The following is an 11,479-nucleotide window of genomic DNA, read 5'->3' as shown; positions in this document are numbered from 1 at the left end:
GTGGATTCACGGTCCTATCCGAGTTCAAGCCCAACACAGATCCCTTGGGAGCGGCCCTGTCCGCTAAGAGGCCAGCACATCCGCCACATCTTTATCACCTGAAACACCGCCTTCGCGAACAGGTTCGCTCCCACATCGAATCTGCGGCGCCGCTCGTAACTGAGCTCAGCACAAATCCTGCTGGAGCGAGGCTTGCCCGCGAAAGGTGTTACCCACCACCGCGATTGCCGTTTGACACACAGCGGTCACTCCCCGAAGCTGCTGACCTTGTAGAAATGGAAATCGACATGCCACACGCGCCTGCCAAAGGCCCATCGTTCGCCTTCAAAACCCGTCGCCACTGGCGGATTGCGCTCGCTGTCGCCTTGTTGTTGGCGCTGCTGATCGCAGGCTGGCTGCTTCACCGGGCGTGGAACGCCGCACCGACTGCCGCCCCCCTCACTCACTCCTACGCCGAGGCGCTGGAGCTGGCGCATGACGGCAAGTCCGGTGCCGCCCGCGTGTTGTATCAGCAGTTGGGCCGCACTGACCTGTCGGATATCCGCCGCGCCGGGTTACTCACCGAACTGGCCAATTATCCGAGCCCTCAGGCGCTCAAGCTGCTCAAAGCAGACCTCAGACAACCCTCGGCGATGATCCAGCAAGCGGCGATTGATGCCGTCAGTGCGATGGTGCCAGCGCCGCAACGCAGCGTATTGATCGGTCCGCTGCTCGACGACCCGGACCAGGCCACGCGTTTCAGTGCCGCCAAAGCACTGCTGGGTCTGACGCCCGACGATGTCGGCTTATACTTCGGGCCGCTGCAAGCGGTCGCGCAAGAATATGAAACTGCGCTCGCCATCCAACCCCCTGACGGCCGAAGCCAAGTCCAACTGGCCAGGCTTTACATGACCACCGGATCTGCTCAAAAAGCGGTCGGCGCTCTGACGCTGGCATCCAGTCTTGAACCCGACAACCTGGAAGTCGGCCTGACCGAGGTGGATCTCCTGGACCTGCAAGGCCAGGCTGATCGCTCCCGACAACAACTGGCGCAATTGCTGGAAAAGCACCCGCAATCTTCGCTGTTGCAACACGCACTCGGCCAGTGGCTGCTGAGCCATGGACAAGATGAATACGCCCTGCTCGCCCTGGCCAAAGCGGTGGAGCTGGAACCGGAAAATACCGATTACCGTTATGACCTGGCCGTGGCGCTCCACGACCTCGACCAACTGGAACCTGCGCAACGCCAACTCGAAGACATCCTGCAACGACAACCGGCTAACCGACGGGCTCGGGTGTTGCTCATTCATTACTGGAAGCAAAGCGGCCAGTTGCAGAAAGTGCAGGTGTTGCTCGCTGAGCTCGAGCAGCAGAACCCCGATGACCCGGTCCTGCAACAGGGGCTGTAGACCACGACGATCACGGCCAGACAATGCTGTACTTCGGGCGATGCATAGTTTCCGGATGAGACCTAATATCAGAAATTACTTACAACACTCTTCCGCTTTCACCACAGTTTTTGTCAGACGGACCTAAGTGTTAATGATTTCTTCATAGAATGAATTGCAGAAAGAGTATTTTCTAACTGAAAAAAAACGTGCATGATTTGTCCGTCGCCCACCAACTACCCTTCACCATCGCTGCGCACCTGACTTTCTTTCGTTAGTTTCCTTGATTGATCAACAGCTCGCGCGGCAGGGTCGAAAAACGATGAGCACAAGACCATTTACTGCGTCTATGTCGCTTGCGCCGGGCTGATTAAAACCATTCATCGTCGGAGTACAGTATTTGTCCAGACTTGCCGAGTTTCGTGCAGCAGAAAAAGCCCTCCAGGAACAGCTCGCGCAGCTGGAAAACCTGAAAAATGACGCCGGCCTGAAAAGGGAGATTGAATTCGAGCAGCAATTGCAGGACCTGATGGCGACCTATGACAAAAGCCTGCGTGATGTCATCGCCATCCTTGACCCCAATCCGTCAGCGCCCGTAGCTGCCGCGCCGGGCCCTAAACGGCGCCGCGCCCGCGTTGTGAAGGTTTACCAAAACCCGCACACAGGTGAATTGATCGAGACCAAGGGCGGCAACCACCGCGGTCTTAAATCCTGGAAGGCGCAATACGGCGTCGCGACTGTCGATTCCTGGTTGCACCGCTGAGCTCTCCATCCAATCCTGCTCAACTTCAAAAAGCCCCACTTGTCGGGGCTTTTTATTGGCGCCGTTATATAAGCGCTCCGACGGCAATTGTGAAAAAAACGTTATACATGCCGCAAATGCAACAATGGCTCGCCAAACGTACAAGTTCGTTTAAACAAGTCTGCCATCCACCCCTTGCACAGCGAGGCTTGTAAAGGCTTTAAAAGATATACATGTATACCGGAGTCCCTGCGCGTCCGAAGGGTATCATTGAGGGTTTGGAAAGAATCGACTAATTCAAGGATCAAAGGTGGTTGGGCGGTAAGTGCATTAATCGACAAAACACATCACTTGCAGCGATCAGCTTCACACTTTTTTCACACGCAATCTTTCAGGATACAAGCAGCTAAAGGATTAGCACCCCATGCCCGCTTCGGCGGGCTTCTTTATGCCCGCCGTTTAGCATCTCCTTCAAGAGCATCACGGTGAGGCGTTGAGCTGCAAGCTGTCTCTGAGGCGCATGACCTCATCCTTGTTGCTGACATACCCGGCGGCAGAACCCGCATACGACAGCGACCACGCCCTCTCCCTGCTCGCCGCAGCCACCAGTGTCTGAGTCATCACATGCACGCCGTTTTGGGTAATCGTGCAAGTGGTCTCCATGGCCGGCATTTCACTCAGCGTGCCAGACTTCATCTGCGTACAGACACTCTGAAAACCGCTGCGGGCGAAGTTGACCTGGATCGCTTTGCGCATCTCCAGCAACACGCCCTGCACATTCACCGCGTGCCCGGCCTGAAGCTGCGACTCTGTCAACTCGACGACCATCGCCGGGTCGCCGTTTTCATCGTTTTTCACCGCGCGCTGGCGTATCTGCGCAGTCTGCGGTGGCGCTGCAGCGTCTGACGGTGGCACGGGCTCTACTTCCCAGCCTGGGGGCCAGGTGATCAGCGAATCTTGTGCCTGCGCGCAACTGATGCCGAGCAACACCGCCAGAGCAGCCAACAGGGTTTTATTTAGCAGATGAGCCATGGTCGAGACCTGAGCGACGAAGCGCAAAGTGTGAGCCAGTGGAACCTGCCGGACAAGACCGGCCGACGCTTTCGCGGCATTAGCGTTTGGCGGGTCGGTGTCGGCCCCGTATCATTTGCCGGTGTCTTTACCTTTATCTGGAGCCATCCATGAGTCTGCACGACCTGAACACCTTCCCCGGCGTCACTGCACAGCCGGAAGCAGCGACCCAGCAATTTGTGTTCAACCACACGATGCTGCGAATCAAGGACGCCACTGCTTCTCTGGACTTCTACACCCGCGTGCTGGGTTTCAGCCTGGTCGAGAAACGTGACTTCCCTGAGGCAGAATTCAGCCTGTACTTCCTGGCGCTGGTGGACAAAGCGCAAATCCCGGAAGACGACGCAGCACGTACCGTCTGGATGAAGGGCATTCCGGGCATTCTGGAGCTGACCCACAACCACGGCACCGAAAACGATCCTGCTTTCGCTTACCACAACGGCAATACCGACCCGCGCGGCTTCGGCCACATCTGCATTTCGGTACCCGACGTGCATGTTGCCTGTGAGCGCTTTGAAAAGCTGGGCGTTGATTTCCAGAAGCGCCTGACCGACGGCCGCATGAAAAGCCTGGCGTTCATCAAGGACCCGGATGGCTATTGGGTTGAAATCATTCAGCCAACGCCGGTTGGCTGAACGTGTTGAATCCGTAGGAGCGCGATTGCCCGCGATTGCGTCACCTCAGAAATAGATGCGTTGCAGGCAAAAATCAATCGCGGGCAAGCGCGCTCCTACAGATAAAAAGCAAAAAAAACCTCATGATCGCTCATGAGGTTTTTTTGTTTCAGCGTCGTTTCTGGTTTACCAATTCATAAGTCTCACTCCGGAGCGCTGGTGCGGATCAGGTGATCAAATGCGCTCAGCGAAGCCTTGGCGCCCTCGCCTACGGCAATCACGATCTGCTTGTACGGCACCGTGGTGACGTCGCCCGCAGCGAAGATGCCAGGGATCGAAGTTTCACCGCGCTGGTCGATGACGATTTCGCCACGGGGTGACAATTCGATCGTGCCCTTGAGCCATTCGGTGTTCGGCAACAGACCGATCTGCACGAAAATCCCTTCCAGCTCTACGGTGATCTCTTCACCGGTGATACGGTTCTTGTAGCGCAGGCCGTTGACTTTCTGCCCGTCGCCGGTCACTTCGGTGGTGAGCGCGTTAGTCAGTACCGTGACGTTCGGCAGGCTGTGCAGCTTGCGTTGCAATACGGCGTCGGCACGCAGCACGCTGTCAAATTCCAGCAACGTCACGTGGGACACAATCCCCGCCAGGTCGATAGCTGCCTCGACGCCGGAGTTGCCGCCGCCGATCACCGAAACGCGCTTGCCTTTGAACAGTGGACCGTCACAATGCGGGCAGTACGCCACGCCCTTGTTGCGGTATTGCTGCTCGCCCGGCACGTTCATTTCTCTCCAGCGTGCACCGGTTGCCAAAATCACGGTCTTGGATTTCAGAATCGCGCCGCTGGCAAACTTGACCTGGTGCATCTCACCGGCTTTGCCGGGGATCAACTGATCGCCGCGCTGCAGGTTCATGATGTCGACTTCGTACTCTTTGACGTGCTCTTCCAGCGCCACGGCCAGCTTCGGCCCTTCGGTGTGCTGCACGGAGATGAAGTTCTCGATCGCCATAGTGTCGAGGACCTGACCACCAAAGCGCTCAGCCGCCACACCGGTGCGAATGCCTTTACGCGCCGCGTAGATGGCTGCCGCCGAACCCGCTGGGCCGCCACCGACTACCAGCACGTCGAAGGCTTCTTTGGCGTTGAGTTTTTCAGCCTGACGATCACCGGCACTGGTGTCGATCTTCGCCAGGATTTCTTCCAGGTTCATCCGCCCTTGGGCAAACAGCTCGCCGTTCAGGTAAACGCTGGGCACCGACATGATCTGGCGCTCAGTCACTTCGGCCTGGAACAGGCTGCCTTCCACCGCGACGTGCTGCACGTTGGGGTTCAGCACGGCCAGCAGGTTCAGCGCCTGGACCACGTCCGGGCAGTTCTGGCAGCTCAGAGAGAAGTAGGTTTCGAACTTGAATTCACCCGTCAGCGAGCGTGCTTGCTCAATGGTGTCTTCAGTGGCTTTGGACGGGTAACCGCCAACTTGCAGCAGCGCCAGCACCAGCGAGGTGAACTCGTGGCCCATTGGCAGGCCGGCAAAGCGCAGGCTGATGTTCTCGCTCGGGCTGTTGAGTGCGAACGATGGGGTGCGGGCATCAGTGCCGTCGGTGTTCAGGGTGATGCGATTGGAGCTGGCAACGATGTCGTTGAGCAACGACAGCATTTCCTGGGATTTTGCCCCGTCATCGAGGGATGCGACGATATCGATCGGGCGGGTAATCCGCTCCAGGTACGATTTAAGTTGAGCTTTGAGGTTGGCGTCCAACATGAGATGGCTTCCTTTTCAAAAAATGATTAAAAAAATAAAAGTGATTCGATAGTCAAAAAAAAACGCCCGAACGATGACCGCCCGGGCGTTTTGGGGGCGATGCGGTTTACTTGCTCAAGAGCTCATCGCTCCCAGTCCTGTACATAAGGACTTAGATCTTGCCGACCAGGTCAAGGGACGGAGCCAGAGTGGCCTCGCCTTCTTGCCATTTGGCTGGGCAAACTTCGCCCGGGTGAGCAGCAACGTACTGAGCGGCTTTGATCTTGCGCAGCAGCTCGGAAGCGTCACGGCCAACGCCGCCATCGTTCAGTTCAACGATTTTGATCAAGCCATCTGGGTTGATCACGAAAGTGCCACGGTCAGCCAGGCCTGCTTCTTCGATCAGGACGTCGAAGTTGCGGGAGATGGTCAGGGTCGGGTCACCGATCATGGTGTATTGGATTTTGCCGATGGCAGGAGAAGTGTTGTGCCATGCAGCGTGAGCAAAGTGGGTGTCAGTGGAAACGCTGTAGATTTCGACGCCCAGTTTCTGGAACGCGGCGTAGTTGTCAGCCAGGTCTTCCAGTTCGGTTGGGCAAACGAAGGTGAAGTCAGCCGGGTAGAAGAACACTACAGACCATTTGCCTTTCAGGTCTGCGTCCGACACTTCTACGAAGTCGCCGTTACGGTAAGCAGTCGCGTTGAACGGTTTTACTTGGCTGTTGATGATAGGCATCGGGTGAATCTCCTTAGGGGTTATGAAATCTATGGGGAGGATACTACGCACAACCGCCGAGGTGGGCCCATTGGCAAACCTCATGCGATCGATTGGTTTTCACTATAAAAGATGTTTATTAATAGAAGAAATCAGTCTTGGGCTCAATCACTCACCGTCGATCAACCCACGTACGCGCAGGGCCAGGTCATCGATGCTGAAGGGCTTGGTCAGCAAGTCCATGCCTTCGGCGAGAAAATCCCCCCGCACCTGGGCGTTTCTGGCGTAACCGGTGACGAACAATACCTTGAGCCCCGGACGATATTGACGGGCGATCTCGGCCAGCTCCCTGCCGTTCATGCCCGGCAGCCCTACGTCACTCACCAACAGATCAATCCGCTCATTGGTCTGCAAGTGCAGCAACGCTGACGGGCCATCACCGGCATCCAGTACCACATAGCCCAGATCACTCAAGACATCGACCACCAGCATGCGCACGTCAGGCTCATCCTCAACCACCAGCACTCGCTCGCCTCGGCTGGCTCGACGTGGCGCGGGCTTATGCTCGATGCCGACGACCTGTGGAGCGCTCTGCACATGACACGGCAGATACAATTCGATGCGCGTCCCCTGGCCCACCACGCTGTCGAGCTGCACGTGGCCACCGGTCTGACTCATGAACCCGTAGACCATCGACAGACCCAGCCCCGTCCCCTGCCCGATGGGCTTGGTAGTGAAGAATGGATCGAAAGCGCACGCAATGACCTGAGCCGACATTCCGCAGCCGGTGTCCTGTACCGCAAGCCGTACGTAATCACCGGGCATTGGACTTTCATGCGCTGCCCCTTCGTGCGCAGTCCCGTCGTGCACAGCCTCCAGCGCCACGACCTCAGTGCAAATCAACAACCGACCGCCCTCCGGCATCGCGTCCCGGGCGTTGATCACCAGGTTCAACAATGCGTTTTCCAGCTGATGCTCGTCGGTGTTGGTCAGGCGCATTGCCGGGCCCAGGTCGATTTCCAGCTCGATGTTTTCACCCAGCGTGCGACGCAGCAGCTCCTCCATGGACAACACCATGCGATTGACCTGCACCGGTTGCGGGTCCAGAGACTGGCGACGGGCAAACGCCAGCAAGCGATGCGTTAGCGAAGCGGCGCGATTGGCCGAACTCATGGCGGCCTCGATGTAGCGATCAATCTCCGAAATACGCCCGGCGGCGACGCGACGCTGGATCAGGTCCAGCGCACCGAGCACACCGGTCAGCATGTTGTTGAAGTCGTGGGCGATGCCGCCCGTGAGCTGGCCGATGGCGTCCATCTTTTGCGCGTGGCGCAGGGCTTCTTCGGCGTGAGCGCGCTCGCTCATCTCCACTTGCAGCAGCTCGTTGGCGGTGGCCAGTTCACGGGTGCGTGCGGCCACGCGCTGTTCAAGGCTTTCGTTGAGCTCTCGCAGGGCCTCTTCAGCATTGACCTGTGCGGTGATGTCAGTGTGGGTGCCCAGCCAGTAAGTAATCCGTCCCTCGTCGTCGCGAATCGGCAAGGCGCGCGACAGGAACCACCGATAAAGCCCGTCCTGACCGCGCAACGGAAAAGTATCCTCCCAGAGCGACCCGGTAGCGAAGCAGCGCGAGAGCCGTGCGTCGACGCGTTCGATGTGGTCCGGGTGATGCAACGAGCGCCAGCCCAACGCGAGCATCGCTTCAAGAGAAGTGCCCGTGTAGCTGTACCAGCGCGCGTTGTACCAGTAGATATCGCCGGCGGGATCAGCGATCCACGCCAGCTGGCTCATGTTGTCGGCAAGGGTGCGAAACTGCCGCTCACTCTCTCGCAACGCCTGGGCCTGGGGAAGTGCTGTGTCGTCGGATCCGACGCGATTCAGAGGCATAGGTGCCTGCAAACTCATCCTGTTCAAAAAGGGGTCCGTCCTTCTTCATGTCTTTCGACCCCGGCCTCATCCATGACGCCGGGTGGTTTCGATTACGCTGTGCGGGTGACCGTGCGCATGGTGACAAACTCTTCGGCGGCGGTGGGATGCACGCCAATGGTGTCGTCGAAAATGCGCTTGGTGGCGCCCGCTTTCACGGCGATGGCCAGACTCTGGACGATCTCGCCGGCATCCGGGCCAACCATGTGGCAACCCAGCACCTTGTCGGTCTTGGCGTCCACCACCAGCTTCATCAGGGTGCGCTCCTGGTCGTCAGTCAGGCTCAGCTTCATCGGGCGAAAACGACTTTCGAAAATCTGCACGTCGTGGCCGGCCTTTTTCGCGTCCTCTTCAGTGAGGCCTACGGTGCCGATGTTAGGCAGGCTGAACACCGCTGTCGGAATGTGATCGTAATCTACCGGGCGGAAGTCTTCCGGCTTGAACAAACGACGCGCAACGGCCATGCCCTCGGCGAGCGCCACCGGTGTCAGCTGCACGCGACCGATCACATCGCCCAGGGCAAGAATCGACGGTTCGCTGGTCTGGTAATCATCGTTGACCTTGACGAAGCCCTTGTCATCAAGCTCTACGTTGACCGTTTCCAGGCCAAGGTTATCGAGCATCGGACGCCGGCCCGTGGCGTAAAACACTAGATCGGTGTTGACCGAGCGGCCATCTTTCAAGCCCAGCTGCAACGTGCCGTCAGCCAGTTTTTCGATGCTCGCGATGTCGGTGTTGAACTGCACATCCACGCCGTGTTTGGTCAGCTCCTGATGCAGATGGGTGCGCACGCTGCCGTCGAAGCCGCGCAGGAACAGTTCCCGGCGATACATCAGCGTGGTTTCAGCACCCAGCCCGTTAAAGATCGAAGCAAACTCCACAGCAATGTAACCGCCGCCAACGACGACGATGCGCTTGGGAAGTGCCTTCAGGAAGAATGCTTCGTTGGAGGTAATGGCGTGCTCGCGTCCTGGAAAGTCAGGCACCTGCGGCCAGCCGCCGGTGGCGATCAGAATGTGTTCGGCGGTATGAACCTGACCGTTGATTTCGACTTCGTGGGGACCGCGCAATTTGGCATGGCCTTCCATCAACGTCACGCCACTGTCGAGCAGCAGCTTGCGATAAATGTCGTTGAGACGGTGGATCTCGCGATCTTTGTTGGCGATCAATGTCGACCAATCGAAAGACGGTTCCCCCAGCGTCCAGCCGAAGCCTTTTGCGTGCTCAAATTCCTCGGAAAAATTGGCTCCGTACACCAGAAACTTCTTAGGTACGCAACCGACGTTGACGCAGGTGCCGCCCAGATACCGGCTTTCGGCAACCGCCACGCGCGCGCCAAAACCGGCAGCAAAACGCCCGGCACGCACACCGCCGGAACCGGCACCAATTACAAACAGGTCGAAGTCGTAAGCCATTATGTTCTCCTAAGCAGTCCACTAGCATAACCGCTAAAACGCTGTCGGTCAGCGCTGTAGGACAGAAACGACAAAGCCACCCGAAGGTGGCTTTGTCTTACATACAGCTGCGTGGCACAAACCGACACAGCTGTTATGAAGTGAGGCTTACAGCTCTTTGTAAAAGTGCTCGAAGCAGAAGTTTGTGGCTTCTACGTAGCCGGCAGCACCACCGCAGTCAAAGCGCTGGCCTTTGAATTTGTAGGCCAGAACGTTGCCTTCCAGGGCCTGTTTCATCAGGGCGTCGGTGATCTGAATCTCGCCGCCTTTGCCTGGCTCGGTCTGCTCGATCTTCTCGAAAATGTCCGGCGTCAAAATGTAGCGGCCGATGATCGCAAGGTTGGATGGCGCGTCTTCAGGCTTCGGTTTCTCGACCATGTTAGTCACACGGAACAGACCCGGCTTGATCTCCTCACCAGCGATGATGCCGTACTTGTTGGTTTGGTTCGGGTCGACTTCCTGGATCGCGATGATGGAGCAGCCATAGTGCTTGTGCAGCTTGACCATCTGCGCCAGCACGCCTTCGCCTTCGGTGTTAACGCACAAGTCATCGGCCAGAACCACGGCGAACGCTTCATTACCAATCAGCGGACGACCACTGAGGATGGCGTGACCCAGACCTTTCATTTCGGTCTGACGAGTGTAAGAGAAGCTGCACTCATCGATCAGCTTACGGATACCGACCAGGTATTTTTCCTTGTCGGTGCCTTTGATCTGGTGCTCGAGTTCGTAGCTGATATCGAAGTGGTCTTCCAGCGCGCGCTTGCCGCGGCCGGTCACGATGGAGATTTCGTTCAACCCGGCGGCGAGGGCTTCTTCTACGCCGTATTGGATCAGTGGCTTGTTAACAACTGCCAGCATCTCTTTAGGCATGGCTTTGGTCGCTGGCAAAAAGCGAGTGCCGTAACCGGCTGCAGGGAACAAGCATTTCTTGATCATATAAGTCCTTGATAGGGCTGGGGGCATTACGGCGCAGTCTAAACAGGCGGCGGTCACCTCACAATGCCCACCACTGGCCGTACGATGCCATAGTAGAGGAATCCAGGGCCGGATAGTTCCGTGCAACCAACGAGTTTGCGACCGCCGACCGCTTCACCCGCTGAAGGTGACTCAGGCAAGCATAGTCGTGCAACCTCTGGATGCCGTGGAATATTCACGGGACCGGAAACGGGCGCCTTGATTTGACGCATCAGGCGACAGGCGCACTTGGGAGCCTTATCATGCGAGGCCTTTTTTCTGATCGAGACGGATAGATGTCGGACGCAAAAACTGTAAATGGCTACGTGATCAAAAAGCTCTCCGATAACCAATGGTGGGTGTGCGGGATAGGCGATGAAGCCGTCGCCGGGCCTTTTCCTACCGAGAGCCTGGCCGTAGAAGTTGCCGCCGTGTTTGAAGACACGCCTGCCCCACGCCGCCGCTCTGACCCAAAAAACTGACGCTGGAGCGCCGGGACGTCAGATGCCATAAATGATTTCGGTGATGCCGGAACGATGGCACTGCCTGCCAGTCGAACAACCGCTGTCAAAGACCTTTTCCCGGCCCTCATCACGAAGCATTCGAACATGACCAAGATTTTGTCCCTTATTGCAGTACTGGGCCTCACCGGCTGCGCAACCGCTGAAAATACCTACATGAAAAACGGCAAGCAGGGCTTGAGCATCGATTGCTCCGGCGAAGCTATGTCATGGGCCGCCTGCTATGAGAAGGCCGATGCCTCCTGCGCCGGCACCGGTTACAACATCATCAGCACCGACGGCACTCCCCAGCCCAAAGAAAGCGACAAGACTCTGGGCGTGGATGTGGGAAATTACAAAACCCGCAGCCTGTTGGTCAGCTGCAAGTAAG

The 11,479-nt window shown here is 57.5% G+C and carries 10 protein-coding genes and 1 pseudogene; 5 read left to right on the top strand and 6 right to left on the bottom strand.

Going from position 1 to position 11,479, the window contains the following annotated elements:
* Positions 1-287 precede the first annotated feature (287 nt).
* Together ACWKWM_RS02720 and ACWKWM_RS02715 are read left to right on the top strand one after the other, a co-directional pair.
* Positions 288-1,388 (top strand): hypothetical protein, encoded by a 1,101-nt coding sequence (locus ACWKWM_RS02720; RefSeq protein ID WP_483844639.1) that lies wholly within the window; start codon positions 288-290, stop codon positions 1,386-1,388.
* A 379-nt stretch (positions 1,389-1,767) separates the two neighbouring features.
* A complete protein-coding gene (locus ACWKWM_RS02715; RefSeq protein WP_483844638.1) occupies positions 1,768-2,130 on the top strand; it encodes a histone-like nucleoid-structuring protein, MvaT/MvaU family in 363 nt (120 codons plus the stop codon).
* A gap of 459 nt (positions 2,131-2,589) precedes the next feature.
* On the opposite strand, the gene ACWKWM_RS02710 is transcribed toward ACWKWM_RS02715, so the two are convergent.
* Positions 2,590-3,141 (bottom strand): DUF4946 domain-containing protein, encoded by a 552-nt coding sequence (locus tag ACWKWM_RS02710; RefSeq protein WP_483844637.1) that lies wholly within the window; start codon positions 3,139-3,141, stop codon positions 2,590-2,592.
* Between the two features lie 149 nt (positions 3,142-3,290).
* Between ACWKWM_RS02710 and gloA the strand changes: the two genes are divergently transcribed.
* Positions 3,291-3,815: a lactoylglutathione lyase gene (gloA, locus tag ACWKWM_RS02705; RefSeq protein ID WP_483844636.1), complete on the top strand. Its 525-nt coding sequence runs from the start codon at positions 3,291-3,293 to the stop codon at positions 3,813-3,815.
* Positions 3,816-3,997: 182 nt separating this feature from the next.
* On the opposite strand, the gene ahpF is transcribed toward gloA, so the two are convergent.
* The 5 genes and pseudogenes from ahpF to galU form a co-directional block, all read right to left on the bottom strand.
* On the bottom strand, positions 3,998-5,560 hold the full coding sequence (gene ahpF, locus ACWKWM_RS02700) for an alkyl hydroperoxide reductase subunit F (protein WP_483844635.1): 1,563 nt from the start codon (positions 5,558-5,560) through the stop codon (positions 3,998-4,000).
* 151 nt (positions 5,561-5,711) lie between these two features.
* The gene (gene ahpC / locus ACWKWM_RS02695) at positions 5,712-6,275 is read right to left on the bottom strand and encodes an alkyl hydroperoxide reductase subunit C (protein WP_483835899.1); all 564 of its coding nucleotides are present in this window, start codon (positions 6,273-6,275) and stop codon (positions 5,712-5,714) included.
* A gap of 147 nt (positions 6,276-6,422) precedes the next feature.
* Positions 6,423-8,090 (bottom strand): annotated as a pseudogene (locus ACWKWM_RS02690) (hybrid sensor histidine kinase/response regulator); the annotation flags it as partial.
* 140 nt (positions 8,091-8,230) lie between these two features.
* A complete protein-coding gene (gorA, locus tag ACWKWM_RS02685) occupies positions 8,231-9,592 on the bottom strand; it encodes a glutathione-disulfide reductase (protein ID WP_483844634.1) in 1,362 nt (453 codons plus the stop codon).
* Between the two features lie 147 nt (positions 9,593-9,739).
* Positions 9,740-10,570 (bottom strand): UTP--glucose-1-phosphate uridylyltransferase GalU, encoded by an 831-nt coding sequence (gene galU / locus ACWKWM_RS02680; RefSeq protein WP_483844633.1) that lies wholly within the window; start codon positions 10,568-10,570, stop codon positions 9,740-9,742.
* Positions 10,571-10,884: 314 nt separating this feature from the next.
* Here galU and ACWKWM_RS02675 point away from each other — a divergent pair, with 314 nt between their 5' ends.
* Both ACWKWM_RS02675 and ACWKWM_RS02670 read left to right on the top strand, forming a co-directional pair.
* Positions 10,885-11,070 carry a hypothetical protein gene (locus ACWKWM_RS02675; RefSeq protein ID WP_483844632.1) on the top strand — a complete coding sequence of 62 codons (186 nt, stop codon included), beginning with the start codon at positions 10,885-10,887 and terminating at the stop codon, positions 11,068-11,070.
* Between the two features lie 126 nt (positions 11,071-11,196).
* Positions 11,197-11,478 (top strand): hypothetical protein, encoded by a 282-nt coding sequence (locus tag ACWKWM_RS02670; protein ID WP_483844631.1) that lies wholly within the window; start codon positions 11,197-11,199, stop codon positions 11,476-11,478.
* Position 11,479 lies beyond the last annotated feature (1 nt).

The organism is Pseudomonas rosaeacicularis (assembly GCF_057128745.1).
The sequence above is the reverse complement of the archived record's forward strand: the minus strand, read 5'-3'. Positions and strand labels throughout refer to the sequence as shown.

Bases quoted from the DNA above. Each gene is read 5' to 3' on its own strand.
- ACWKWM_RS02720 (WP_483844639.1), top strand. From the start codon at position 288: ATGCCACACGCGCCTGCCAAAGGCCCATCGTTCGCCTTCAAAACCCGT.
- ACWKWM_RS02710 (WP_483844637.1), bottom strand. From the start codon at position 3,141: ATGGCTCATCTGCTAAATAAAACCCTGTTGGCTGCTCTGGCGGTGTTG.
- gloA (WP_483844636.1), top strand. From the start codon at position 3,291: ATGAGTCTGCACGACCTGAACACCTTCCCCGGCGTCACTGCACAGCCG.
- ahpF (WP_483844635.1), bottom strand. From the start codon at position 5,560: ATGTTGGACGCCAACCTCAAAGCTCAACTTAAATCGTACCTGGAGCGG.
- ahpC (WP_483835899.1), bottom strand. From the start codon at position 6,275: ATGCCTATCATCAACAGCCAAGTAAAACCGTTCAACGCGACTGCTTAC.
- gorA (WP_483844634.1), bottom strand. From the start codon at position 9,592: ATGGCTTACGACTTCGACCTGTTTGTAATTGGTGCCGGTTCCGGCGGT.
- galU (WP_483844633.1), bottom strand. From the start codon at position 10,570: ATGATCAAGAAATGCTTGTTCCCTGCAGCCGGTTACGGCACTCGCTTT.
- ACWKWM_RS02675 (WP_483844632.1), top strand. From the start codon at position 10,885: ATGTCGGACGCAAAAACTGTAAATGGCTACGTGATCAAAAAGCTCTCC.
- ACWKWM_RS02670 (WP_483844631.1), top strand. From the start codon at position 11,197: ATGACCAAGATTTTGTCCCTTATTGCAGTACTGGGCCTCACCGGCTGC.